The organism is Streptomyces sp. NPDC001027 (assembly GCF_040299045.1).
Lineage (GTDB): Bacteria > Actinomycetota > Actinomycetes > Streptomycetales > Streptomycetaceae > Streptomyces.
Window position 1 is genome coordinate 12232 of sequence record NZ_JBEPBI010000069.1, and the last position, 25511, is coordinate 37742.

The 25511-nt window shown below is 73.5% G+C and carries 22 protein-coding genes; 14 read left to right on the forward strand and 8 right to left on the reverse strand.

Going from position 1 to position 25511, the window contains the following annotated elements:
* Positions 1-33 precede the first annotated feature (33 nt).
* Complete coding sequence (locus tag ABT300_RS20385) at positions 34-669, reverse strand: TIGR03085 family metal-binding protein (RefSeq protein WP_351677523.1); 636 nt, start codon at positions 667-669, stop codon at positions 34-36.
* 83 nt (positions 670-752) lie between these two features.
* Between ABT300_RS20385 and hisI the strand changes: the two genes are divergently transcribed.
* The 11 genes from hisI to lgt all read left to right on the forward strand — a co-directional run bounded on the left by hisI (position 753) and on the right by lgt (position 9749).
* Complete coding sequence (gene hisI, locus ABT300_RS20390) at positions 753-1154, forward strand: phosphoribosyl-AMP cyclohydrolase (protein WP_351677525.1); 402 nt, start codon at positions 753-755, stop codon at positions 1152-1154.
* An 11-nt stretch (positions 1155-1165) separates the two neighbouring features.
* Complete coding sequence (locus ABT300_RS20395; protein WP_351677527.1) at positions 1166-2653, forward strand: anthranilate synthase component I; 1488 nt, start codon at positions 1166-1168, stop codon at positions 2651-2653.
* 112 nt (positions 2654-2765) lie between these two features.
* Entirely contained in the window at positions 2766-3413 is a 648-nt protein-coding gene (locus ABT300_RS20400; RefSeq protein WP_351677529.1) for a TIGR02234 family membrane protein, read from the forward strand.
* A gap of 156 nt (positions 3414-3569) precedes the next feature.
* Positions 3570-3824, forward strand: a complete 255-nt coding sequence (locus tag ABT300_RS20405) for an HGxxPAAW family protein (protein ID WP_319276719.1) — start codon at positions 3570-3572, stop codon at positions 3822-3824.
* 98 nt (positions 3825-3922) lie between these two features.
* Positions 3923-4357 carry a DUF2752 domain-containing protein gene (locus ABT300_RS20410; protein ID WP_351677531.1) on the forward strand — a complete coding sequence of 145 codons (435 nt, stop codon included), beginning with the start codon at positions 3923-3925 and terminating at the stop codon, positions 4355-4357.
* A gap of 146 nt (positions 4358-4503) precedes the next feature.
* A complete protein-coding gene (gene trpC, locus ABT300_RS20415) occupies positions 4504-5313 on the forward strand; it encodes an indole-3-glycerol phosphate synthase TrpC (RefSeq protein WP_319167507.1) in 810 nt (269 codons plus the stop codon).
* A gap of 21 nt (positions 5314-5334) precedes the next feature.
* Positions 5335-5550: a tryptophan biosynthesis modulator TrpM gene (gene trpM / locus ABT300_RS20420; RefSeq protein WP_351677534.1), complete on the forward strand. Its 216-nt coding sequence runs from the start codon at positions 5335-5337 to the stop codon at positions 5548-5550.
* A gap of 70 nt (positions 5551-5620) precedes the next feature.
* Positions 5621-6904, forward strand: a complete 1284-nt coding sequence (gene trpB / locus ABT300_RS20425) for a tryptophan synthase subunit beta (RefSeq protein ID WP_351677536.1) — start codon at positions 5621-5623, stop codon at positions 6902-6904.
* The gene (gene trpA, locus ABT300_RS20430) at positions 6901-7719 is read left to right on the forward strand and encodes a tryptophan synthase subunit alpha (RefSeq protein WP_351677538.1); all 819 of its coding nucleotides are present in this window, start codon (positions 6901-6903) and stop codon (positions 7717-7719) included. Before trpB ends, trpA begins: the two co-directional genes overlap by 4 nt.
* Positions 7720-7796: 77 nt before the next feature.
* Positions 7797-8573, forward strand: a complete 777-nt coding sequence (locus ABT300_RS20435) for a thioredoxin domain-containing protein (RefSeq protein WP_351677540.1) — start codon at positions 7797-7799, stop codon at positions 8571-8573.
* A 93-nt stretch (positions 8574-8666) separates the two neighbouring features.
* Positions 8667-9749 carry a prolipoprotein diacylglyceryl transferase gene (gene lgt / locus ABT300_RS20440; protein WP_351677542.1) on the forward strand — a complete coding sequence of 361 codons (1083 nt, stop codon included), beginning with the start codon at positions 8667-8669 and terminating at the stop codon, positions 9747-9749.
* A 107-nt stretch (positions 9750-9856) separates the two neighbouring features.
* Here lgt and ABT300_RS20445 read toward each other — a convergent pair whose 3' ends face one another.
* Genes ABT300_RS20445 through ABT300_RS20475 form a run of 7 tightly spaced genes read right to left on the reverse strand, consistent with a single transcriptional unit; the run spans position 9857 to position 17908 of the window.
* Positions 9857-10687 carry an HpcH/HpaI aldolase/citrate lyase family protein gene (locus ABT300_RS20445; protein ID WP_351677544.1) on the reverse strand — a complete coding sequence of 277 codons (831 nt, stop codon included), beginning with the start codon at positions 10685-10687 and terminating at the stop codon, positions 9857-9859.
* Positions 10684-11955, reverse strand: coding sequence for a CaiB/BaiF CoA transferase family protein (locus ABT300_RS20450; RefSeq protein WP_351677546.1), 1272 nt, complete (start codon positions 11953-11955; stop codon positions 10684-10686). Before ABT300_RS20450 ends, ABT300_RS20445 begins: the two co-directional genes overlap by 4 nt.
* Entirely contained in the window at positions 11952-12845 is an 894-nt protein-coding gene (gene rbsK, locus ABT300_RS20455) for a ribokinase (protein ID WP_351677548.1), read from the reverse strand. Before rbsK ends, ABT300_RS20450 begins: the two co-directional genes overlap by 4 nt.
* Positions 12842-14221, reverse strand: coding sequence for an ADP-ribosylglycohydrolase family protein (locus ABT300_RS20460; protein ID WP_351677550.1), 1380 nt, complete (start codon positions 14219-14221; stop codon positions 12842-12844). The genes rbsK and ABT300_RS20460 overlap by 4 nt, the downstream gene beginning before the upstream one ends.
* Positions 14209-15396, reverse strand: a complete 1188-nt coding sequence (locus ABT300_RS20465; RefSeq protein ID WP_351677552.1) for an ADP-ribosylglycohydrolase family protein — start codon at positions 15394-15396, stop codon at positions 14209-14211. The genes ABT300_RS20460 and ABT300_RS20465 overlap by 13 nt, the downstream gene beginning before the upstream one ends.
* Before the next feature lie 8 nt (positions 15397-15404).
* The gene (locus tag ABT300_RS20470) at positions 15405-16763 is read right to left on the reverse strand and encodes an ADP-ribosylglycohydrolase family protein (protein WP_351677554.1); all 1359 of its coding nucleotides are present in this window, start codon (positions 16761-16763) and stop codon (positions 15405-15407) included.
* A complete protein-coding gene (locus tag ABT300_RS20475) occupies positions 16760-17908 on the reverse strand; it encodes an ADP-ribosylglycohydrolase family protein (RefSeq protein ID WP_351677556.1) in 1149 nt (382 codons plus the stop codon). Before ABT300_RS20475 ends, ABT300_RS20470 begins: the two co-directional genes overlap by 4 nt.
* A 270-nt stretch (positions 17909-18178) precedes the next feature.
* On the opposite strand from ABT300_RS20475, the gene ABT300_RS20480 reads away from it, so the two are divergent.
* From ABT300_RS20480 to ABT300_RS20490, 3 genes are all read left to right on the forward strand, one after another.
* On the forward strand, positions 18179-18910 hold the full coding sequence (locus ABT300_RS20480) for a VIT1/CCC1 transporter family protein (RefSeq protein ID WP_351677558.1): 732 nt from the start codon (positions 18179-18181) through the stop codon (positions 18908-18910).
* A gap of 380 nt (positions 18911-19290) precedes the next feature.
* Positions 19291-23889 (forward strand): glutamate synthase large subunit, encoded by a 4599-nt coding sequence (gltB, locus tag ABT300_RS20485; protein ID WP_351677560.1) that lies wholly within the window; start codon positions 19291-19293, stop codon positions 23887-23889.
* Positions 23882-25342 carry a glutamate synthase subunit beta gene (locus tag ABT300_RS20490; RefSeq protein WP_351677562.1) on the forward strand — a complete coding sequence of 487 codons (1461 nt, stop codon included), beginning with the start codon at positions 23882-23884 and terminating at the stop codon, positions 25340-25342. The genes gltB and ABT300_RS20490 overlap by 8 nt, the downstream gene beginning before the upstream one ends.
* The last annotated feature ends 169 nt before the right edge of the window (positions 25343-25511 follow it).

A 25511-nucleotide genomic window follows, 5' to 3' on the forward strand; every position in this document is an offset into this window, starting at 1 on the left:
GGCCGACGACGCCCGGCCTCCCGCCCGCGCCGCTCAGATGCCGAGCTGCTTGCCGCCGTGCAGCCGGTCGATCGCCTCCTTCTCGCCGTCCAGCTCCACCGCGGCGGCGCTCTGCCGCCCGTACAGGAACAGCAGCAGCTCCGACGGCTCACCCGTCGCCGTCACGACCGGCGTGCCCCGGTTGGCGACCGCCGTACGACCGTCCGGGCGGCGCAGGACCAGGCCCGTCGGGGCGCCGCGGCCCATCAGGCGCGCGGTGCGCTCCAGCCGCGACCACAGCGCGTCCTGGAAGACCGGGTCGAGCTCGCGTGCGGACCAGTCGGGCCTCGCCCGGCGGACGTCCTCGGTGTGCACATAGAACTCGATGGTGTTCGACGCCTCGTCGAGCTGCTTGAGCTGGAAGGGGGAGAAACGCGGCGGACCCGTGCGGATCAGCTGGATCAGCTCGCCGTACGGCTTCGCGGCGAACTCCTCCATCACCCGGTCCAGCCGCGACGCCAGCTGCTTGATCAGGATGCCCCCGGCGGCGTCCGGACGGCGTTCGCGCACCACCACGTGCGCGGCCAGGTCACGGGTCTGCCAGCCCTCGCAGAGCGTGGGCGCCTCAGGGCCCGCGGTCTCCAAGAGGTCGGCCAGCAGGAGCCGTTCACGCTTCGCGAAAGTGGACATGCGGCCAGCCTACGACCCCGCGCACGGTCCGCCCAGTGGACACCGCGCGGTCACCGTCAGTGGCGCGCGGCACAATGGCAGGCATGACCAGCACGCCCACGCCCAGCAGCCTGGACCCCGACATCGCCGCGCGTCTCAAGCGCAGCCCCGACGGGCTCGTCCCCGCCATCGCCCAGCAGTACGACACCGGTGAGGTGCTCATGCTCGGCTGGATGGACGACGAGGCGCTGCACCGCACGCTCACCACCGGCCGCTGCACCTACTGGTCGCGCAGCCGCCGCGAGTACTGGGTCAAGGGCGACACCTCCGGCCACGTCCAGCAGGTCAGGTCCGTCGCCCTCGACTGCGACGCCGACACCGTGCTCGTCCAGGTCGACCAGACCGGCGCCGCCTGCCACACCGGCACCCGCACCTGCTTCGAGGCCGACGTGCTCCTGAAGGACGCCGCGGGCGCCGATTCCGGCGTCCCGGCCTCGGATCAGTAAGGTCAGCCGCCATGGACCTCGAGACCTTCCGCAAGCTGGCCACCGACCGTCGGGTCATCCCGGTCACCCGCAAGCTCCTCGCCGACGGCGACACCCCGGTCGCGCTCTACCGCAAGCTCGCCGCCGAGCGCCCCGGCACCTTCCTGCTGGAGTCCGCGGAGAACGGCCGCTCCTGGTCCCGGTACTCCTTCGTCGGCGTCCGCAGCGCCGCCACGCTCACCGCACGCGACGGCCAGGCCCACTGGCTCGGCGCCCCGCCCGTCGGCGTCCCCGACGAGGGCGACCCGCTCGCCGCGCTGCGCGCCACCGTCGAGACCCTGCACACCCCCCACCAGGAAGGCCTGCCGCCCTTCACCGGCGGCATGGTCGGCTACCTCGGCTACGACATCGTGCGCCGCCTGGAGAAGATCGGCCCCGGCGAGCGCGACGACCTGAAGCTGCCCGAGCTGACGATGCTGCTCACCAGCGACCTCGCCGTCATGGACCACTGGGAGGGCTCCGTCCTGCTGATCGCCAACGCGATCAACCACAACGACCTCGACACCGGCGTCGACGAGGCCCACGCCGACGCGGTCGCCCGGCTGGACGCCATGGAGGCCGACCTCTCCCGCCCGGTCGCCCAGCCGCCGGCCGTCCTGCCGCCCTCGGAGCTGCCCGAGTACACCGCCCTGTGGGGCGGCCCCGACTTCCGGGCGGCCGTCGAGGACGTCAAGGAGCGCATCCGCGCGGGCGAGGCCTTCCAGGTCGTCCCCTCCCAGCGCTTCGAGACGGCGTGCACCGCGAGCGCGCTGGACGTCTACCGGGTCCTGCGGGCCACCAACCCCTCCCCGTACATGTACCTCTTCCGCTTCGACGGCTTCGACGTCGTGGGCTCCTCCCCGGAGGCCCTGGTCAAGGTCGAGGACGGACGCGCCATGGTCCACCCCATCGCCGGCACCCGGCATCGGGGCGCCACCCCGCAGGAGGACCAGGCCCTCGCCGACGAGCTGCTCGCCGACCCCAAGGAGCGCGCCGAGCACCTCATGCTCGTCGACCTGGGCCGCAACGACCTGGGGCGGGTCTGCGAGCCCGGCTCGGTCGAGGTCGTCGACTTCATGTCCGTCGAGCGGTACTCGCACGTGATGCACATCGTCTCCACCGTCACCGGCCAGGTCGCCGCCGGCCGCACCGCCTTCGACGTCCTCACCGCCTGCTTCCCCGCCGGCACCCTCTCCGGCGCCCCCAAGCCGCGCGCCATGCAGATCATCGACGAACTGGAGCCCTCCCGACGCGGCCTGTACGGCGGCTGCGTGGGCTACCTGGACTTCGCCGGGGACTCCGACACCGCCATCGCCATCCGCACGGCCCTGCTGCGCGACGGCACCGCCTACGTCCAGGCCGGCGCGGGCATCGTCGCCGACTCCGATCCGGTCGCCGAGGACCAGGAATGCCGCAACAAGGCGGCGGCCGTCCTGCGCGCCGTGCACACCGCCAACCGCCTCGGCGGCCCGAGCGCCTGACTCGGCGGCCCGAGCGCCTGAGAAGAAGTCCGGCGGACTCGAGACGCCCGCCGCCCGATAGGACGCGTCTCACTGAACCCCGGGTGACGAACCGCCCGGGGTTCAGGCGATAGTGGAGTACGTGACTGCTGCTCCTCACCCCCCTTCCGAGACCGCGTCCGCCCGGTCGGGCCGCCGCAGCCTCGCCCTCGCCCTGCTGTTCGGCGCGCTGGGCGCGGCCGTGGCCCTGCTGTCCACCCGGCAGCGCTGGTCGCAGGGCACGGCCACGGTGGCCGGCGGCGCCTTCCCGCTGACCGCCAGGGGCAGCGACGTGACGGGCGTGCCCGCGGCGCTCGCCATAGTGGGCCTCGCCGCGCTCGTCGCCGTCTTCGCCGTCCGCCGCACCGGCCGCCTCGCCGTCTCCGTGCTGCTCGCGCTGTCCGGCGCCGGGATCATGGCCACCGCCCTGTTCGGCGCGAGCGACGGCTCCGCGCTCGACGAGCAGGCCGCCAAGGCCTCCGGCGACACCTCGGCCACCGTCGCCTCGTTCACCCACACCGCCTGGCCCTACGCGGCGGCCGCGGGCGGCGCCCTGATCCTCCTCGCCGGCCTGCTCGCCCTGCGCTACGGACGCCGGTGGCCCGCCATGTCGGGCCGCTACGAACGCGACGGCGCCCCCCGCCCCCGGCGCGCCGCCAGGCCCGCCGACCCCGACCGGCCCGAGGAGATGTGGAAGGCCCTGGACCGGGGCGAGGACCCGACCGGCGCCGACCCCGCCTGACAGGCCCCTGACCAGGTCGCCGTCCCCGGCCGCCGATGTGGCGCATCAGACGCGACCGGATCCCAACCCCCGCGTCCGCCGGGCGTGCGCGTACGGGACAATGGACGACGAGCGTCCGGCTCGGACGGACACAGAGACAGCAATGAGGAGCAAGTCATGGCGGGCAGCAGCCACGGACACACCCCGGCCGCCTGGACCGGTGTCACCATCGCCATCATCGGGTTCACCGTCGCGGGCGCGTTCATGGTGATGGCCGAGCCGCTCGGCTTCTGGGCCGGCATGGCGATCGTGGCGCTCTCCGGCTTCGTCGGCCTGGCGATGCGGGCGGCGGGCCTCGGCCGGCCGAAGGCCGCGGCCCAGCCGGTGCACCAGGTCACGGCCACCCGCGAGCCCGCGGGCGCCGAGGGCTGAGCGACCCGTTTCGCTGAGGGGCGGCCGGCAGACGACCGGCCGCCCCTCACGCATGCCCGGCCGCGCCCCACGCGCGCGTGCGGCCGCGGAGGGGCACAATGCGCATCGTGAACGCCGACAGCCGCAGCACGACGACCACCGTCCTGGGACGCCTGGCCGTGCCCGCCGGCATCCTCGCGGCCGTCGCCGGGGCCTTCGCCTACGTCGGGGCCGTCGACCCCAACGAGCCCGGCCACTACCCGGCCTGTCCGCTGCTGCGCTACACCGGCCTGTACTGCCCCGGCTGCGGAGGTCTGCGCAGCGCGCACGCGTTCGTGCACGGCGATCTGCAGACCGCCCTGCACGACAACGCGCCGGCCGTCCTCGCCTATCTCGGCTTCGCCGTCGTGTGGACCGTCTGGGTGGTCCGCGCGGCGCGCGGCAGACCCGTGCGCGTCGACCCCACCCCCGTGCAGCTGTGGACGCTCGGCGCGTTGCTGCTGGTCTTCACGGTTGTCCGGAACCTGCCGTTCGGCGGCTGGCTACACCCTTGATCTACCGGGCGATGTCCAGGTAGTGGGACCGCCGTCAACCGGATGCGAGGCCATCGCCCCGCTCCGGATACCATCGAGTGACCATCTGTTTCTCCCTCGGTCGCGAAAAGCGCCGACCGTCTCTCAGCCGGAAGGGGGCCGCTCGCGTGAGTGTGCTCGACGAGATCATCGACGGAGTCCGTGCCGACCTCGCGGAGCGGCAGGCGCGCGTCAGCCTCGACGAGCTCAAGGAGCTGGCGGCCAAGGCCCCCGCCGCCAAGGACGGGGTCGCGGCGCTGCGCGGCGACGGCGTCAAGGTGATCTGCGAGGTCAAGCGCTCCAGCCCGTCCAAGGGCGCGCTGGCCGCGATCGCCGACCCCGCCGGCCTCGCCGCCGACTACGAGGCGGGCGGCGCGGCGGTCATCTCCGTCCTCACCGAACAGCGCCGGTTCGGCGGCTCGCTCGCCGACCTCGAGGCGGTCCGCGCCCGGGTGGACATCCCCGTCCTGCGCAAGGACTTCATCGTCACCTCCTACCAGCTGTGGGAGGCCCGCGCGTACGGCGCCGACCTCGCGCTGCTCATCGTGGCCGCTCTCGAGCAGTCGGCCCTGGAGTCGCTGATCGAGCGCGCCGTCTCCATCGGCCTCACCCCGCTCGTCGAGGTCCACGACGAGGACGAGGTCGAGCGCGCCGTCGACGCGGGCGCCAAGGTGATCGGCGTCAACGCGCGCAACCTCAAGACCCTCGAGGTCGACCGGGGGACCTTCGAGCGGGTGGCCCCCGAGATCCCGGCGAACATCGTGAAGATCGCCGAGTCCGGCGTCCGCGGCCCGCACGACCTCATCGCGTACGCCAACGCCGGCGCCGACGCGGTCCTCGTCGGCGAGTCCCTGGTGACCGGGCGCGACCCCAAGACCGCGGTGGCCGACCTGGTGGCGGCGGGCGAGCACCCCGCGCTGCGCCACGGCCGGGGCTGATCTCCCGCTAGGCTTGCCCCGATGACTCCGACGACCCCCGCGACCGCCACGGACCGGTACGCCCGCCTCGCGCGCGGCTGCCGCCCCCGTGGCTGCCGCGCGCCCGCCCGCCGGGTGCACGGCCGCCGGGTCCGGTACGTCATCGGCGACGAGCCGGGCCAGGTGAACGGCATGCGATGGCAGCGGCGCCCCCTGGGGGCGCGGGGATCTGCGCGACGGGCCGCCGACGGCGGTTAGCCGTCCGTCGATCCCGCCCCCACGGCGTTTCGTGACCGCACATCACACCGTCTCACCGTGAGGTTTCCGCATGCCCAGCGAGTTCTTCATTCCCGACCCCGACGGCTCGGTCCCCACCGTCGAGGGCTACTTCGGCGCGTTCGGCGGCAAGTTCATCCCGGAGGCCCTCGTCGCCGCCGTGGACGAGGTGGCCGTCGAGTACGACAAGGCCAAGCACGACCCCGAGTTCGCGCGCGAGCTCGACGACCTGCTGGTGCACTACACCGGCCGCCCCAGCTCCCTCACCGAGGTGCCGAGGTTCGCCGAGCACGCCGGCGGCGCCCGGGTGTTCCTCAAGCGCGAGGACCTCAACCACACCGGCTCCCACAAGATCAACAACGTCCTCGGCCAGGCGCTGCTCACCAGGCGCATGGGCAAGACCCGTGTGATCGCCGAGACCGGCGCGGGCCAGCACGGCGTCGCCACGGCCACCGCCTGCGCCCTCTTCGGGCTCGAGTGCACCATCTACATGGGCGAGATCGACACCCAGCGGCAGGCCCTCAACGTGGCCCGCATGCGCATGCTGGGCGCCGAGGTCGTCGCCGTGAAGTCCGGCAGCCGCACCCTGAAGGACGCCATCAACGAGGCGTTCCGCGACTGGGTCGCCAACGTCGACCGCACGCACTACCTCTTCGGCACGGTCGCGGGACCCCACCCCTTCCCGGCCATGGTCCGCGACTTCCACCGGGTCATCGGCGTCGAGGCCCGGCGGCAGATCCTGGAGCGCGCCGGACGCCTGCCCGACGCGGCCGTCGCCTGCGTCGGCGGCGGCTCCAACGCCATCGGCCTCTTCCACGCCTTCATCCCCGACGCCGGCGTGCGCCTGATCGGCTGCGAGCCGGCCGGGCACGGCATCGACACCGGCGAGCACGCGGCGACCCTGACCGCGGGCGAGCCCGGCATCCTGCACGGCTCGCGCTCCTACGTCCTGCAGGACGACGAGGGCCAGATCACCGAGCCGTACTCCATCTCGGCGGGCCTCGACTACCCTGGCATCGGCCCCGAGCACTCCTACCTCAAGGACACCGGCCGCGGCGAGTACCGCGCGGTCACCGACGACGCGGCCATGCAGGCCCTGCGTCTGCTGTCGCGCACCGAGGGCGTCATCCCGGCCATCGAGAGCGCGCACGCGCTGGCCGGCGCGCTGGAGGTCGGCAGGGAACTCGGCCCGGACGGGCTCATCGTCGTGAACCTGTCCGGTCGCGGCGACAAGGACATGGACACGGCAGCCCGCTACTTCGGGCTGTACGACACCGACGCCGAGGTCGCCGCCGACGCGGCCGACACCGCGGAGATCGAGGGGGACGCCAAGTGAGCGGGAACATTCAGCTGCTGTCGGACACCCTCGCCGCCGCGAAGGCCGAGGACCGCGCCGCGCTCATCGCCTACCTCCCGGCCGGGTTCCCGACGGTGGACGGCGGCATCGAGGCGATCAAGGCCGTCCTGGACGGCGGCGCCGACGTGGTCGAGGTCGGACTGCCGCACAGCGACCCGGTCCTCGACGGGCCGGTCATCCAGACCGCCGACGACATCGCCCTGCGCGGCGGGGTGCGCATCGCGGACGTCATGCGCACGGTCCGTGAGGCGTTCGAGGCCACCGGCAGGCCGATCCTCGTCATGACGTACTGGAACCCCATCGACCGCTACGGCGTCGAGCGGTTCACCGCCGAACTCGCGGAGGCCGGCGGAGCGGGCTGCATCCTGCCCGACCTGCCGGTGCAGGAGTCGGCCCTGTGGAGGGAGCACGCCGACAAGCACGGCCTCGCGACCGTCTTCGTCGTCGCGCCGAGCAGCCGCGCCGCGCGGCTCGCGCAGATCACCGAGGCGGGCAGCGGCTTCGTCTACGCCGCCTCGCTGATGGGCGTCACCGGCACCCGGGAGTCGGTCGGCGCGCAGGCCCACGACCTGGTGGAGCGCACCCGGGCCACCGGCTCGGGCCTGCCGGTCTGCGTCGGCCTCGGCGTCTCGGACGCCCGGCAGGCCGCGGAGGTGGCCGGCTTCGCCGACGGCGTGATCGTCGGCTCGGCCTTCGTCAAGCGGATGCTGGACGCGCCGGACGAGGCGGCCGGCGTCGAGGCGGTCCGCGCGCTCGCGGGCGACCTGGCGAAGGGCGTGCGCCGCCAGGCGTGAGGAGAACACCGGTCACCCGAACGGGTGGACCTGGGACCGGGGAGGCGCAATGCGCCTCCCCGGTTCGTTCTGGGGGTGTGAGCGAGAAGAATCGTGACGGAAAGCGCACTGCCCGGGAGCGGCTGGCAGCGGAGCGCGAGAAGCAGAAGACGGCCGAGCGGCGGCGGCGCACACTGATCGTCGGCGCGAGCGTCGTCTGCGTCCTGGGGTTGGCCGCGGTGATCGGCGTCGTCGCCGCGAACTCCGGCAAGGACGACAGCAGCGACAAGTCGGGCCCGGTCGTGGCGCCCTCGGGGGCCCAGGGCGAGGACGCCCTCGCGATCCCGGTCGGCAAGGACGGCGCGAAGGCCACGCTCACGGTGTGGGAGGACTTCCGCTGCCCGGCCTGCAAGGCCTTCGAGACGGCGTACCGGCCCACGATCCACGAGCTGACGGACGGCGGGAAGCTGAAGGTCGAGTACCACCTCGCCACCCTCATCGACGGCAACATGGGCGGCAGCGGCTCCCGCAACGCGGCCAACGCGGCGGCCTGCGCCCAGGACGTCGGCAAGTTCCCCGCCTACCACGACGTGCTCTACGAGAACCAGCCGGAAGAGACGAAGGACGAGTACGCCGAGAACAGCCGGCTGATCGAGCTCGCGGGCAAGGTCGACGGGCTCGACACGCCCGCGTTCCGCGCCTGTGTGGAGCAGGGCACGCACAACAGCTGGGTCGCCAAGTCCAACCAGGCCTTCCAGAACGGCCGCTTCGGCGGCACCCCCACCGTGCTGTTCAACGGCAAGAACATCTACCAGGACCGGTCGATGACGCCGCAGAAGCTGAAGAAGACGGTGGAGGAGGCCGACCAGGGGTGAGACGGGCGGCGCCCGTTCACACCAGCCCGTTATGGAGCCGTAGCCCGGCCGCCCGTCGTCGGCCGGGCGTGGCAGGGTAGCGTCGACCCTGCCATGGAACTTGCCTACATTCCCAGCCCGTCGCACGGGGTGCTGTACCTCGGCCCCGTTCCCCTGCGCGGCTACGCGTTCTGCATCATCATCGGCGTCTTCGTCGCGGTCTGGCTCGGCAACAGGCGCTGGGTCGCCCGGGGCGGGCTGGCCGGCACGGTGGCCGACATCTCCGTCTGGGCGGTGCCCTTCGGGCTGGTCGGCGGCCGGCTCTACCACGTGATCACGGACTACGAGCTGTACTTCAGCGAGGGCCGGGACTGGGTGGACGCCTTCAAGGTCTGGGAGGGCGGCCTCGGCATCTGGGGCGCGATCGCGCTCGGCGCGGTGGGCGCGTGGATCGGCTGCCGCCGCCGGGGCATCCCGCTGCCGGCGTACGCCGACGCCATCGCCCCCGGCATCGCCTTGGCGCAGGCGATCGGGCGCTGGGGCAACTGGTTCAACCAGGAGCTCTACGGCAAGGAGACCGACCTTCCCTGGGCCCTGCACATCACGTCCTCGGCGGACGGGCGGGTGCCGGGCTACTACCACCCGACGTTCCTCTACGAGTCGCTGTGGTGCGTCGGCGTGGCCCTTCTCGTGATCTGGGCCGACCGCCGCTTCAAGCTGGGCCACGGGCGGGCGTTCGCCCTGTACGTCGCCGCGTACTGCGTGGGCCGCGCCTGGATCGAGTACATGCGGGTCGACGACGCCCACCACATCCTGGGCCTGCGGCTGAACGACTGGACCGCGCTGGTGGTCTTCCTGCTCGCGGTGGCGTACATGGTCGTCTCGGCGAAGAAGCGTCCGGGCCGGGAAGCGGTCGTCGAACCTGCCGCGCAGGCCTCCGGCGACGCGGCCGGGGACGCCTCGGCGGACGGCGAGGAGAAGTCCGGGGCGCAGTCGTCCTCGTCCGAGGCCGCGGAGGATTCCGCCGGGGCGAAGGCCGGGGCCGGCGACGCGGCCGGGGCGAAGAAGGCCGAGGACGCGTCCGGGGCCGACGGCGAGGCCGGGAGCAAGGACGGGACCGCCGCCGAGGCGGACGACAAGACCGAGGCGAAGGCCGACGACAAGGACGAGGCGGAGTCGGCGGGCAAGAAGAGCTGACGGCCGTCGGCACGACGACGACACGCACGACGCGCACCACGACGAGGGCGCCCGGGTTCACCGGGCGCCCTCGTCGTGTGCCGCCGGGCCGCGGGCCGGTCGGCCGGTCAGTTCCGGCCGGCCAGGGCCAGCGTGCGGTGCGCGGCCGCCACCACCGCGGCGTCGACGAACCGTCCGTCGGGGAGCGCCTGGGCGCCCCGTTCGGTGATGGCCGCCTTCACGATCGTCTCGGCGTCCTCCAGCTCCTGCTGGGTCGGCAGGTAGGCCTGTTCGATGATCGGGAGCTGGCGGGGGTGGATGGCGGCGCGCCCCAGGAAGCCGAGGGTGCGGCCGTGGGCGCAGCTGGTGGCCAGGCCGTCCAGATCGCGGATGTCGGGGTGCACCGACTGGGGCGGGGGCGCCAGTCCGGCGGCCCGGGCGGCGACGACGACCCGGGAGCGCGACCAGTCGAGGCCCGCGTCGTGGCGGACGCCCAGATCGGCTCGCAGGTCCGCCTCGCCGAGGGCGATGCCGCGCAGGGAGGGGTGGGCGCGGGCGATGGCGAAGGCGTGTTCGACGCCGAGGGCGGTCTCCAGCAGGGCGTGCAGAGGGGTGGCGCCGCGGTCGCTGCGGGGCACGCTCTCGGCGACCCGGGTGATCTGGTGGGGGGCCGTCACCTTCGGCAGGCGCAGACCGCAGACGCCGGGGAGGGCGGCCACCGTGCGCAGGTCGGCCGCCGCGTAGGGGGTGTCCAGGGAGTTCACCCGGACGTGGACCGGCACCGGCTGGGGCTCCGCGAGACGTTCGGCGGTGGCCGCCCGGGCGTACGCCTTGCGGTCCGGCGCGACCGCGTCCTCCAGGTCGACGATCACGACGTCGGCGCCGCAGGCGAGGGCCTTGGTGACCGTCTGGGGGCGGTCGCCGGGGACGTAGAGCCAGGTCAGCGGGGGCTTCTTCACAGGGCGCCCGCCTCGCGCAGGGTGCTCAGCTCGTCCGCCGTCAGGCCCAGTTCGGTCAGGACGGCGTCCGTGTCGGCGCCGTGCGGGCGGCCGGCCCAGCGGATCGCGCCGGGAGTCGCGGAGAGCCGGAAGAGGACGTTCTGCATGCGGATGCGGCCCAGCTCCGGGTCGTCCACCGCGGTGACGGTGTCCAGCGCCTGGTACTGGGGATCGGCCAGCACGTCCCGGACGTCCTGGACCGGGGCGATCGCCGCCTCCGCCTTCTCGAAGGCCGCGAGGACGTCGGCGCGGGCGTGCCGGGCGATCCAGGAGCCGACCGCCTCGTCGAGGACGTCGGTGTGGGCGGCCCGCTCGGCGCCGGTGGCGAACCAGGGCTCGTCGATCAGTTCCGGGCGGCCGACGAGCCGCATCACCCGCTCCGCGACCGACTGCGCCGACGTCGAGACGGCGACCCAGTCCCCGTCGGCCGTGCGGTAGGTGTTGCGCGGGGCGTTGTTGGCGGAGCGGTTGCCGGTGCGGGCCTGGACGTACCCCAGCTGGTCGTACCAGAGGGGCTGGGGGCCGAGGACGGTGAGGATGGGCTCGATGATCGCCATGTCGACGACCTGACCCTCGCCGGTGCGGTCGCGGGCGGCGAGGGCCGTCATGACGGCGTACGCGGTGGCCAGGCCGGCGATCGAGTCGGCCAGACCGAAGGGCGGGAGGGTGGGCGGGGCGTCCGGTTCGCCGGTGATCGCCGCGAAGCCGCTCATCGCCTCCGCGAGGGTGCCGAAGCCTGGGCGGTGCGCGTAGGGGCCGAACTGGCCGAAGGCGGTGACCCGGGCGAGGACCAGGCGGGGGTTGGCCGCCGACAGCTCCTCCCAGCCGAGGTCCCACTTCTCCAGGGTGCCGGGACGGAAGTTCTCGATGATCACGTCGGCCGTCGCGGCGAGCCGCAGCAGGGTGGCGCGGCCGCCGGGCGTGGACAGGTTCAGGGTGATCGTGCGCTTGTTGCGGCCGAGGATCTTCCACCACAGGCCCACGCCGTCCTTGGACGGGCCGTGTCCCCGGGAGGGGTCGGGACGGTCGGGGTGCTCGACCTTGACGACGTCCGCGCCGAAGTCGCCCAGCAGGGTGGCGGCGAGCGGCCCGGCGAACAGGGTGGCCAGGTCGAGGACCCGGACGCCGTGCAGCGGAGCGGCCCGCCCGGCCGCGGGGGAGGCGGTCGCGGCGGGTTCGGCCGGGATGGCTTCGGCCGGGACGGGTTCGGTCGTGGCGGGTCCGGTCATGAGGCGTACTGCGTCTCGATCTCGGAGCGGTACGGCATCGACGCGGTGGCGCCGTGCCGCTGGACCGAGAGCGCGGCCGCGGCCGCCGCCCAGGCCAGGGCCTCCCGTACGGGCCGCTCCTCGCCCAGCGCCACCGCGAGGGCGCCGACGAAGGTGTCGCCCGCGCCGGTGGAGTCCACGGCCGTGACGCGCGGGGCGGGCACGGTGAGCGGTTCGGCGCCCCGGGCCGCGTAGAGGACGCCGGCCGCGCCGAGGGTGATGACGACCTCGGGGACGCTGTCCAGCAGGACGGCGGCCGCCTCGCGCGGGTCGGTGCGGCCGGTGAGTGCGGTCGCCTCGTGCTCGTTGGGCGCCAACAGGTCGGTGGCGGCCAGGAGTTCCTGCGGCAGCGGCCGGACGGGGGCGGGGGTGAGGATCGTGCGCACGCCGTGCGCCCGGGCCGCCCGTGCACCGGCGACGACCGCGGCCAGGGGCACTTCGAGTTGCAGGAGCAGCGCGTCCGCGGAGGCGATGAGGCCTTCGTCGCCGGGGGCGAGGTGGTCGACGGTGCCGTTGGCGCCGGGCACCACGACGATCGCGTTGCCGCCGTCGTCGTCCACCACGATGTGCGCGGTTCCGGAGGGGGCCTCGACGGTGCGCAGGTGGTCGGTGTTGACGCCCGCGTGCTCGAGCGTGGAGCGCAGCCGGGCGCCGAACGAGTCGTTGCCGACCGCCCCGATCATCGAGACGGCGCCGCCGGCGTGGGCGGCGGCGGTCGCCTGGTTGGCGCCCTTGCCGCCGGGGATCGTGCGGAACTCCCGTCCCGTCACGGTCTCCCCGCGCTGCGGGGGCTTCTCGACATAGGCGACGAGGTCCATGTTCGTGCTGCCGAGCACGACGATGTCGGTCATGGGCGGGATGCCTCCCGAGGGATGAGGGACCGGGTGAGGTGGGCGAGGGCGTCGAAGCCGACGCCGTCGAAGTCGGCGACGGAGGTGGCCAGCCGGTTCTTGAGGGGGGCCGTCCAGCGGTCGGGGAGGGCGGCCGGGCCGCCGGTGAGCAGCGCGGCGACGCCGCCCGCGGTCGCGCCGTTGGAGTCGGTGTCCCAACCTCCGGACACGGCACGGCAGATGGATCCGGCGAAGTCGCCGTCCGCGTGGGTGAGGGCGGCGGCGATCAGGGCCGTGTTGGGGACGGCGTGCACCCAGTGGGCCGTCCGGTGGGCGACGTGGAGCTCGTCGACGACGGCGTCGAAGTCGGCGTGCTCCGCGGCGAGCCGGATGGCGTGGGCGACGGCGACGGCGAGCCGGGAGCGGGGCGGGACGACCGTCAGGCCGGTGCGCAGACAGGCGTGCACGTCGAGGCCGCCGGGCGCGGCCGCGGCGACGACGGCCGCCGTGAACATCGCCGCGTAGACGCCGTTCGCGGTGTGGGTGAGGACGGCGTCGCGGTGCGCCTGCTCGGCCGCGGCGGCCGGGTCGCCGGGGTTGGTCCAGCCGTGCACGTCGGCGCGGATCAGGGCGCCGATCCACTCCCGGAAGGGGTTGCGGCGGCGGGCGGTGTGCGGGGGTTCGATGCCGCAGAGGAGGTTGCGGTAGGCGATGCGCTCGGCGGTGAAGGTGCGGCCCGCGGGGAGTTCGTCGAGCCAGAGCCGGGCCACGTCGGCGGTGGTGAAGCCCCGGCCGTGACGCTGCAGCAGCAGGAGGTTGAGCAGGGGGTAGTTGAGGTCGTCGTCCTCGGGCATGCCGTCGATGTTCTCGGCCAGGGAGGTGGGCGCCGAGCGGCGGTTCCAGGGGTGCTCCTCGAGCAGGGGGCCGGGGACCCCCCGGGCGGTGAAGTAGCCGTTCAGGGGCCAGTTGCCGGCGGCCCGGGCGAGTCGGCGGACGGCGTCCAGGGGGAGTTTCTCCACCGGTTTGCCCAGGAGGCAGCCGGCGGCCCGGCCCAGCCACGCCGCTTCGAGGCGGGCCCGCGAGGGCGCCGGGGGGCGCGTGCCGCCCGGCCGGCCGGGCCACCGGGGGCAGAGCGTTCTGATCCTGTCCAGCTCGGTCGGCTCGTCCTCGGCCAGTCTGCTGGGCAGGTCCGCCAGTTCGTCCAGCAGGTCGTCCGCGAGGAGCCGGAGATAGCCGGAGGCCCGTTGCCCGGAGGCGCCCGCGCGGGGCGGCGCCTCGTGGCCTCCGGCCGCTCGCCAGCGGGCCGCGACCGCCCACGGCTCCCGGCCGTCCTCGGCCGCCTGGCGCAGTTCGTGGCCGAGCAGGTCCTCCGGCTGGACCCAGGTCAGTCGGAGCATCCGGAGCCTCCGGGGGCGTCTGCGAGGGCGTGGAAGGCCCGCTCGTGGTCGCGGCGGCGCACGACGTCGCGGCGGAAGACCTCGCGGGCCACCCCGGTGAGCGTCGCGGCCGGCTGCCACAGGTCCAGGCGGCTGGCCTCGGCGACCTGCTTCGCCCACTCCTCGGGGACCGGTGAGCCGAGGGCGCCGGCCACCGCTCCGGCCATCGTGGCGATCGAGTCGCAGTCGCGGCCGTAGTTCACGGAGCCCAGGACCGCCCGGCGGTAGTCGCCGCCCGCCGCCAGCACCATGCCCAGGGCGACCGGGAGCTCCTCGATCGCGTGCAGCCGGGAGGGGCGGCGGGCGCCGAGCGAGGGCCGCCGGTAGTCGGGGCCCACCGTGTCGTAGGGCGCCACCGCCTCCCTGAGCGGGATGAGCGCGGACTCGACGTCGCCGTGCCGGACCGCCTCCTCGCAGACCTTCTCGATCGCCGTGCGCGTGCCGTCCTTGGCCAGCGCCAGGCAGGCCGTCACCACCGAGTCCGCGGTCGCGCCCGGCGTGCACGCGGCCGCCACCGCCGCGGCGAAGACGCCCGCCGCCTCCCGGCCGTAGGACGACTGGTGGGCGCCCGCGACGTCCAGCGCCTCGGCGTACGCTCCCGCCGGGTCGGCCGCGTTCACCAGGCCCACCGGGGCCATGTACATCGCCGCCCCGCAGTTGACGATGTTGCCCACGCCGGCCTCCCGCGGGTCCACGTGGCCGTAGTGGAGCCGGGCGACCAGCCATTTCTCCGCCAGGAAGATCCGGTGCAGGGGGAGTGCCTCGGCCTCCAGTTCCGGGATCCAGCGGGGCGTCGTCATCAGGTCCGGGACGAGGTGCTCGGCGACCGCGTAGGCGTCGAGGTGATCGCGGACCGTGGCGTACACCCTGATCAGCGCATGGGTCATCAGGGTGTCGTCGGTGACGTGGCCGTCGCCCTTGTGGTACGGGGCGATGGGGCGGGCGGTGCGCCAGTCGTCGCCGTTCCAGGGCCCGACGAGGCCGTGCACGCGGCCGCCGTGGCGTTCGAGGATCTGTTCCGGGGTGTAGCCCTCGACGGGTCCGCCGAGGGCGTCGCCCACGGCCGCGCCGACCAGGGCGCCGGTGATGCGCTCCTCCAGGGTTGCCTCGTTGCTTTCTTCTGCTTTGGACGTCATGCCCGGAATCATCCTCCTGGTGGGGCCGGTTGTGCGGCTTCCAGGAGCCCGGCGAGTTCCACCAGGTCGGTGCCGGTGAGCCGGGGGAGCGCGCAGCCGGACAGGACACGGCAGCTGTCGCGCCACGCCCCGGGGATCGCGGCGGCGCCGCCGAGCGCCCCGGTGAGCGCGCCCGCCAGGGCGGGGGCCGAGTCCGCGACCCGGGAGAGGCAGGCCGCGGCCGGCACCGCCTCGCCGATGCGGCCGCCGGACGCCGTCGCCAGGGCCAGCGCCACCGGCACGGTCTCCGCGGCGGCGATGCCGTAGCTGTAGACGTGGTCGACGATCTGGTGCTCCAGCAGCGGGATGAGCGCGAACGCGCTCGGCGCGGCGCGGGCCAGGTCCAGCGCGTGCCGGGCGTTGCGGCCGATCTCCGTGTGCGCGGGGAGCTCGCCGAGAGCCGCCGTCGCGCAGGCCTCGACGTCCGCTCCGGCCAGGGCCAGGGCGAGCGCGGCGGCCATCGCCCGGGCGCCGTGCACGCCGTCGCCGTCCTGGGTGTAGCGGGCGTCGAACTCGGCGAGCCCGGCGGCGGCCCCGGGATCGCCGGCGTGTGCCACGGCGAGCACGCAGGCGCGTACGCAGGCCGCGTCGTCGAAGTAGTGCGGGTTGTCGTGGCCGGTGGCAGGGGGCCGCAGCCCGGCGGCGAGATTGCCCAGCCCGGCGCGCACGGAGATGCGGGCCCGCAGGGGCAGGACGGCGGACTCGACCTCCGGCGCGCGGTCGGCGGCCGCCGCGACCTCGCTGGCGACGGCGTTCCAGGTGAGGTCGATGGCGGCACGCATCCGGCGGTCCCGGCAGAGGTCGCCCAGGGCGCTGTCGTCGCCGGCCCGCAGCACCGCCTCGGCGGCGAACGCCGCCCACTCGGCGTCGTCGGAGGGGCCGAGCCGGAGGGGCTCGGGGGGCTGGTTCAGGGCGATGGGGACGGGCAGGGTGGTCGTCGCGTTGTGTTCGGCGAAGGTGTCGAGCTCCCGGGTCAGACGGCGGGTCCAGTCCGGCATTCGGGCGGCGCGATGGCGGGCGGCGGGCCACCCGGCGGCGTCGCCCGCGGCCAGGCCCAGCAGCAGGCCTTCGATGCGTCGTGCGCGCCGCGGGGCGAGCCCTCCGGCCGCGGCTTCCTCTGCGGGCCTGCCGGTCCGGCGTGCCGTGCCGGTGCGGTCGCGCTCTGCCGTGCCGGCGCCGGCGCCGCTCGTGCCGCCGGGTGCGGACGGGCGCCGCGGGGCGCCCGCCAGCGCCCCCTCGCCCTCGCAGTCGGCGGACGCGGGCGCGCAGGGCGCCGCCGTGACCGCCGCGGCCGTCGTCGTCTCGTCCCAGGGTGCGGGCGGTGTCATGAACAGGCCTCCGGGATGTCGTGGCTGTCGTTCGCTGCCGTCGCTGCCGTCGCTGCCGTCGCTGCCGTGGCTGTGGTCGCCAGCGCCGTCGTCGTCAGGGTGAAGGCCGTCGGGTCGGGGTGGGGAAGCCGTCCCGGGCTCGTCAGGATCGGGACGAGGTCCGCCGCCACCACGCCCTCGCCCCACTTGCCGCCCTCGCCCGGCACCAGCAGCTCGGCCACGTCCAGGACGTGATGGCCCGCCATCGAGGGCAGGCAGGTGCCCCGTGCCGGGCCGATGGCCGCCGCCCAGTCCGGCGGGATCGCCGAGACCCCCCGGGCAGCCCCGGCCAGGGCGCCCGCCACGGCTGCCGTGGTGTCCGCGTCGCGGCCCATGTTCACCGCCGTGAGAACCGCCTCGCGGAAGTCGCCGTCGGCGGCCGCGTAGGCGCCGAACGCGAGAGCGACGGCCTCCGGCGCCAGATCGGTCCAGGGGTAGCCGCCGACGACGACGGCCGAGCGCACGGCCCGTTCGCCCCGGTGGGCGACGGCTGCCGCCCGGCGCAGCGAACGAGCCGTCCAGGAGTCCTCGGGGACCACCGCGAGCGCGGAGGCGACGACCGCGATCGGCGGCGCCCCGGCCATCGCCGCTGCCACGCCGGCCGCGACCGCCTGCCCGCCGTAGATGCCCTCGCCGTCGTGGCTCACCGCGCCGTCGATCGCGACCAGCCGGGCCGCTTCCGCGGGGCGGCCCGCGGCGAAGACGCCGAAGGGGGCCGCGCGCATCGCCAGGCCGTCGCTCCAGGCGTGCCGGTGCTGCGCCGAGATGGGCGCCGCGAGGCCGCGGCGGAGGTTCTCCAGGGTGCCGCGCTCGCTGAATCCCGCGCCGCGGAAGGGCCCTTCGTCCCGGTCGGCGATCCACTGGTGCCAGGCCGACTCGACGTGGGCCGGTGTGAGCGCGGAGCCGTGCCGGGCGAGCAGCAGGCCGGAGAAGATCGCGTACTCGGTGTCGTCCGTGCCGGCAGGTCGGTCGGCGACGTAGCCGGTGATGCGGCCCCAGCGGGCGCGGATCTCGGAGGGCTTCATGTTCTCGGCGGGGGCGCCCAGGGCGTCTCCGACGGCCAGGCCGAGCAGGGCGCCGCGGGCTCGTTCACGGATCGTCGCCATGGGCGGCCTCCACACCGTGGCTCCGCTCCGGGCGCGGAACCGTCTGCGGATGTGTCCCACCATCGGCGGTTGACCCGAGCCTCGACGCCCTTCAAGTCACCCGGTCGACACCTGTGCGGGTAGCCGATCGAATGAGCGCTCGAAGGTAAAAGCGCAGGTTAGCCGAGCCTTTCCTTGCTGGCGAAGCGGAATGGGGAGGCGTATGTTCGCGTGGTAAGAACTTAGAATCAGTCTAAACTTAGCTTTGGCTCAGCTTACTGGGGGATCTTCGTGGCCATCATCGAGACCGAGGCGCCGCTGCACGAGGCGCACCGCGACAACCACACCCACCGTGACGTCAACGGCGGCTGGCTGCGCCCCGCCGTCTTCGGCGCGATGGACGGCCTGGTCTCCAACCTCGCCCTGATGACCGGCGTCGCCGGCGGTTCCGTGGGCCAGCAGACCCTCGTCGTCACCGGCCTCGCGGGACTGGCCGCCGGCGCCTTCTCCATGGCCGCCGGCGAGTACACCTCCGTCGCCTCGCAGCGCGAACTCGTCGAGGCCGAGCTGGCCGTCGAGCGACGGGAGCTGCGCAAGCACCCCCAGGGCGAGGAGGCCGAGCTCGCCGCGCTGTACGAGTCCCGGGGCGTCGAACCCGCGCTGGCCCGGCAGGTCGCCCAGCAGCTGTCGCGCGACCCCGAGCAGGCCCTGGAGATACACGCCCGCGAGGAACTGGGCATCGACCCGTCGGATCTGCCCTCGCCGCTGGTCGCCGCGGTATCCAGCTTCGGGTCCTTCGCGCTGGGCGCGCTGCTGCCCGTCCTGCCGTATCTGCTCGGCGCCGCCTCGCTGTGGCCGGCCGTGCTGCTCGCCCTGCTCGGCCTGTTCGGCTGCGGTGCGGTGGTGGCCCGGGTGACGGCGCGGTCCTGGTGGTTCAGCGGGCTGCGGCAGCTCGCCCTCGGCGGCGCGGCGGCCGGTGTGACGTACGCCCTGGGCAGCTTCTTCGGAACGGCCGTAGGATAGATCGGCTGCTATCTATGCGTTGGGCCGCATAGGTAGTCGTTACCGGCTGGTTTCGACTGCTTAACCAGCGGGCATGAGCCGTAAGCGCTGTGGGCAATGACGCCTGCGGCGCACTCGCGGGGTGGGTGACGCCGCTCCCTCCGCCCTTCCGGTCCGCCGGGCAGCGATCCGACCGATCCCGTCCCGTCCGGCCCCCATATCTTTCAGCCACGTGCGAGGAACCCCCGCCGCGCACCGTGGCGTCCGCATGCTGGAACGGAGTATCCGGTTCCCGAGAACCGCTCCATCATGTAACCTGCACGAAATTTTGCGTTCCGCAGAGGGCCAACGTCGTCCCTTCGCCAGCAGATATGCCACCTGAGACGACGACGGGAGAGCCGATGCGTACGCCGCGCCAGCCGTCCCAGCATTCCGCGAATGGCCAGAACTGGTCCTTCATGGATGCTCGCCCTGCTGCGCAGGGTATGTACGACCCCCGCAACGAGCACGACGCCTGTGGCGTCGGCTTCGTGGCCACCCTCACCGGCGAGGCGAGCCACGCGCTGGTCGAGCAGGCGCTGACCGTTCTGCGCAACCTCGAGCACCGCGGCGCCACCGGCTCCGAGCCGGACTCCGGCGACGGCGCGGGCATCCTGACTCAGGTCCCGGACGCCTTCTTCCGCGAGGTCGCCGGATTCGACCTCCCCGAGGCCGGCCACTACGCCGTCGGCATCGCCTTCCTCCCCGAGGCCGGCGCCGAGGACGCCGTCTCGGAGATCGAGACGATCGCCGCCGCGGAGGGCCTCACCGTCCTCGGCTGGCGCGAGGTCCCGGTCGCCCCCGAACTCCTCGGCGCCACCGCCCGCTCCACGATGCCGGCCTTCCGCCAGGTCTTCGTGAGCGACGGCACGAGCCAGGGCATCGACCTCGACCGCAAGGCGTTCGTGCTGCGCAAGCGCGCCGAGCGCGAGGCCGGCGTCTACTTCCCCTCGCTCTCCGCACGCACGATCGTCTACAAGGGCATGCTGACCACCGGCCAGCTCGAGCCCTTCTTCCCGGACCTGTCCGACCGCCGCTTCGCCTCGGCCGTGTCGCTCGTCCACTCGCGCTTCTCCACGAACACCTTCCCGTCGTGGCCGCTCGCGCACCCCTACCGCTTCGTCGCGCACAACGGTGAGATCAACACCGTCAAGGGCAACCGCAACTGGATGCGCGCCCGCGAGTCCCAGCTCGTCTCGGACCTGTTCGGCCAGGACGAGAAGGCCATCGAGCGGATCTTCCCGGTGTGCACGCCGGACGCCTCCGACTCGGCCTCCTTCGACGAGGTGCTCGAGCTGCTCCACCTCGGCGGACGCTCGCTGCCGCACTCCGTGCTCATGATGATCCCGGAGGCGTGGGAGAACCACGACTCCATGGACCCGGCCCGGCGCGCCTTCTACCAGTTCCACTCCACGATGATGGAGCCCTGGGACGGCCCGGCCTGCGTCACCTTCACCGACGGCGTCCAGGTCGGCGCGGTCCTCGACCGCAACGGCCTGCGTCCCGGCCGCTACTGGGTCACCGACGACGGCCTCGTCGTCCTCGGCTCCGAGGTCGGCGTCCTCGACATCGACCCCGCCAAGGTCGTCCGCAAGGGCCGCCTGCAGCCCGGCCGCATGTTCCTCGTCGACACCGCCGAGCACCGCATCATCGAGGACGACGAGATCAAGGCCCAGCTCGCCGCCGAGAACCCGTACGCGGAGTGGCTCGAGGCCGGCGAGATCGAGCTGGGCGACCTCCCCGAGCGCGAGCACATCGTGCACACCCACGCCTCGGTCACCCGCCGCCAGCAGACCTTCGGCTACACCGAGGAAGAGCTGCGCGTGCTCCTCGCGCCGATGGCCAAGGCCGCCGCCGAGCCGATCGGCTCCATGGGCACCGACTCGCCGATCGCCGCGCTCTCCTCCCGCCCGCGGCTGCTCTTCGACTACTTCACGCAGCTGTTCGCCCAGGTCACCAACCCGCCGCTGGACGCCATCCGCGAAGAGCTCGTCACCTCGCTGCGCTCGTCCCTCGGCCCCGAGGGCAACCTGCTGGAGCCGACTGCCGCGTCCTGTCGTACCGTCACCCTGCCCTTCCCGGTGATCGACAACGACGAGCTGGCCAAGCTCATCCACATCAACGCCGACGGCGACATGCCCGGCTTCAAGGCCGCGACCCTCTCCGGCCTGTACCGGGTGCACGGCGGCGGAGACGCGCTGGCCGCCCGGATCGACGAGATCTGCGCCGAGGCCGACGCCGCCATCGACAACGGCGCCCGGCTCATCGTCCTGTCGGACCGCCACTCCGACGCCGAGCACGCGCCGATCCCGTCGCTGCTGCTCACCGCGGCCGTCCACCACCACCTCATCCGCACCAAGCAGCGCACCCAGGTGGGCCTGCTGGTCGAGGCCGGAGACGTCCGCGAGGTCCACCACGTCGCCCTGCTGATCGGGTTCGGCGCCGCCGCCGTCAACCCGTACCTGGCCATGGAGTCGGTGGAGGACCTGCTGCGCGCGGGCACCTTCCTGAACGGCATGGAGCCCGAGCAGGCCATCCGCAACCTGATCTACGCGCTCGGCAAGGGCGTCCTGAAGGTCATGTCCAAGATGGGCATCTCGACCGTCGCCTCCTACCGCGGCGCCCAGGTCTTCGAAGCGGTCGGCCTCGACGACGCCTTCGTCGAGAAGTACTTCAGCGGCACCGCCACCAAGATCGGCGGCATCGGCATCGACGTCGTCGCCCAGGAGGTCGCCGCCCGCCACGCCAAGGCCTACCCCGCCTCCGGCATCGCGCCCGCGCACCGCGCCCTGGACATAGGCGGCGAGTACCAGTGGCGCCGCGAGGGCGAGCCGCACCTGTTCGACCCGGAGACGGTCTTCCGCCTCCAGCACTCGACGCGCTCGGCCCGCTACGACATCTTCAAGCAGTACACGAGCCGGGTGAACGAGCAGTCCGAGCGGCTGATGACCCTGCGCGGGCTCTTCGGCCTCACGTCGAACCGGCCCCCCGTCTCCGTCGACGAGGTCGAGCCCGTCTCCGAGATCGTCAAGCGCTTCTCCACCGGCGCCATGTCGTACGGCTCCATCTCGCAGGAGGCGCACGAGACCCTCGCCATCGCCATGAACCAGCTGGGCGGCAAGTCCAACACCGGTGAGGGCGGCGAGGACCCGGAGCGCCTGTACGACCCGGCGCGTCGCTCCAGCATCAAGCAGGTCGCCTCCGGCCGCTTCGGCGTCACCTCCGAGTACCTGGTCAACGCGGACGACATCCAGATCAAGATGGCCCAGGGCGCCAAGCCCGGCGAGGGCGGCCAGCTGCCCGGCCACAAGGTCTACCCGTGGGTCGCCAAGACCCGGCACTCCACCCCGGGCGTCGGCCTGATCTCCCCGCCGCCGCACCACGACATCTACTCCATCGAAGACCTGGCCCAGCTGATCCACGACCTGAAGAACGCGAACCCGCAGGCGCGGATCCACGTGAAGCTGGTCTCCGAGGTCGGCGTCGGCACGGTCGCGGCCGGTGTGTCCAAGGCGCACGCGGACGTGGTGCTCATCTCCGGCCACGACGGCGGCACCGGCGCCTCCCCGCTGACCTCGCTCAAGCACGCGGGCGGACCCTGGGAGCTCGGCCTCGCCGAGACCCAGCAGACCCTGCTGCTCAACGGCCTGCGCGACCGGATCGTGGTCCAGACGGACGGCCAGCTCAAGACCGGCCGCGACGTCGTCATCGCCGCGCTGCTCGGCGCCGAGGAGTTCGGTTTCGCGACCGCCCCGCTCGTCGTCTCCGGCTGCGTCATGATGCGCGTCTGCCACCTGGACACCTGCCCCGTCGGCATCGCCACCCAGAACCCGGTGCTGCGCGACCGGTTCGCCGGCAAGGCCGAGTACGTCGTGAACTTCTTCAGGTTCATCGCCGAAGAGGTCCGCGAGCTGCTCGCCGAGCTGGGCTTCCGCTCGATCGAGGAGGCCGTCGGCCACGCCGAGGTCCTCGACGTCGAGCGCGCCGTCGACCACTGGAAGGCACAGGGCCTCAACCTCGCCCCGCTCTTCCACGTGCCGGCCCTGCCCGAGGGCGCGGCCCTGCACCAGGTCGTCGCGCAGGACCACGGCCTGGAGAAGGCGCTCGACAACGAGCTCATCAAGCTCGCCGCCGACGCCTTGGCCGCGGACTCGGCGAACGACGCCCAGCCGGTGCGCGCCCAGGTCTCCATCCGCAACATCAACCGCACGGTCGGCACCATGCTCGGCCACGAGGTGACGAAGAGGTTCGGCGGCGCGGGCCTGCCCGACGACACCGTCGACATCACCTTCACCGGCTCCGCGGGCCAGTCCTTCGGCGCCTTCCTCCCGCGCGGCGTCACGCTGCGCCTGGAAGGCGACGCCAACGACTACGTCGGCAAGGGCCTCTCCGGCGGCCGCGTCGTCGTCCGCCCGGACCGGGGCGCCGACCACCTCGCCGAGTACTCGACCATCGCGGGCAACACCATCGCCTACGGCGCGACCGGCGGCGAGCTGTTCCTGCGCGGCCGCACCGGTGAGCGGTTCTGCGTGCGCAACTCCGGCGCGCTGGTGGTCTCCGAGGGCGTGGGCGACCACGGCTGCGAGTACATGACCGGCGGTCACGCGGTGGTCCTCGGCGAGACGGGCCGCAACTTCGCGGCCGGCATGTCCGGCGGCGTCGCCTACGTGATCGACCTGAACCGCGACCACGTCAACGTCGGCAACCTGGACGCCGTCGAGGCGCTCGACGACACCGACCGGCAGTGGCTGCACGACGTGGTGCGCCGCCACGCCGAGGAGACCGGCTCGACGGTCGCCGAGAAGCTGCTCTCCGACTGGGACGCGGCCGTGGAGCGCTTCAGCAAGATCATCCCCAGCACGTACAAGGCAGTGCTCGCCGCCAAGGACGCCGCCGAGCAGGCGGGACTCTCCGAGTCCGAGATCACCGAGAAGATGATGGAGGCGGCGACCCATGGCTGACCCGAAGGGCTTCCTGAACCACGGCCGTGAGGTCGCCAAGTCCCGCCCCGTCGACGTGCGGCTGAAGGACTGGAACGAGGTCTACGTCCCCGGTTCGCTGCTGCCGATCATCGGCAAGCAGGCCAGCCGGTGCATGGACTGCGGCATCCCGTTCTGCCACAACGGCTGTCCGCTGGGGAACCTGATCCCCGAGTGGAACGACTTCGCCTACCGCGAGGACTGGTCGGCGGCGCAGGAGCGGCTGCACGCGACGAACAACTTCCCGGAGTTCACCGGGCGGCTGTGCCCGGCTCCCTGCGAGTCGGCGTGCGTGCTCGGCATCAACCAGCCGGCCGTCACCATCAAGAACGTCGAGGTCTCGATCATCGACAAGGCGTGGGAGACCGGTGACGTCGCCCCGCAGGCGCCCGAGCGGCTGTCCGGCAAGACGGTCGCGGTCATCGGCTCGGGCCCGGCGGGCCTGGCCGCCGCCCAGCAGCTGACGCGGGCCGGCCACACCGTCGCCGTCTACGAGCGCGCGGACCGCATCGGCGGCCTCCTGCGGTACGGCATCCCCGAGTTCAAGATGGAGAAGCGGCACATCAACCGCCGCATCGAGCAGATGCGCGCGGAGGGCACCCGCTTCCGCACCGGCATCGAGATCGGCCGCGACCTCAAGGCGACCGACCTCAAGAAGCGTTACGACGCCGTCGTGATCGCCGCCGGCGCCACCACCGCCCGCGATCTGCCGGTCCCCGGCCGTGAGCTCAAGGGCGTCCACCAGGCGATGGAGTACCTGCCGCTGGCCAACAAGGTCCAGGAGGGCGACTTCGTGGCGCCCCCGATCACGGCCGAGGGCAAGCACGTCGTGGTCATCGGCGGCGGCGACACCGGCGCCGACTGCGTGGGCACCGCCCACCGCCAGGGCGCGGCCTCCGTCACCCAGCTGGAGATCATGCCCCGCCCGGGCGAGGAGCGGAACCCGGGCCAGCCGTGGCCGACCTTCCCGATGCTCTACAAGGTCACCTCCGCGCACGAGGAGGGCGGCGAGCGGGTCTACTCGGTCTCCACCACCCACTTCGAGGGCGACGAGGACGGCAACGTCCAGTGGCTGCACCTGACCGAGGTCGAGTTCGTCGAGGGCAGGCTGACCCCGAAGCCGGGCACGGAGCGCAAGATCCCCGCCCAGCTGGTCACCCTCGCGATGGGCTTCACCGGCACCGACCGGGAGAACGGCCTGGTGGAGCAGTTCGGCCTGGAGCTCGACGAGCGCGGCAACGTCGCGCGCGACGCCGACTTCCGGACGAACGTGCCGGGCGTGTACGTCGCCGGCGACGCGGGCCGCGGCCAGTCGCTCATCGTGTGGGCGATCGCGGAGGGCCGCTCGGCCGCCCGCGGCGTCGACCGGTTCCTGACCGGCGCCAGCGACCTGCCGGCCCCGATCCGCCCGACGGACCGCTCGCTGATGGTCTGACGGCCCCGCCGCAAGGCGCCGATACGTCCCGTACAAAGGCGTGCGGAACACAGACGGCGCCTGCCCCCCGTCCCCCACCGGGCCCCGGGGCAGGGCCCCGCGGCTCTGTTCGCATTTGTTACCGCGGCGGCGGGACGTGGACGTGCCCACCCGAGGGTCCCCGGGCCGA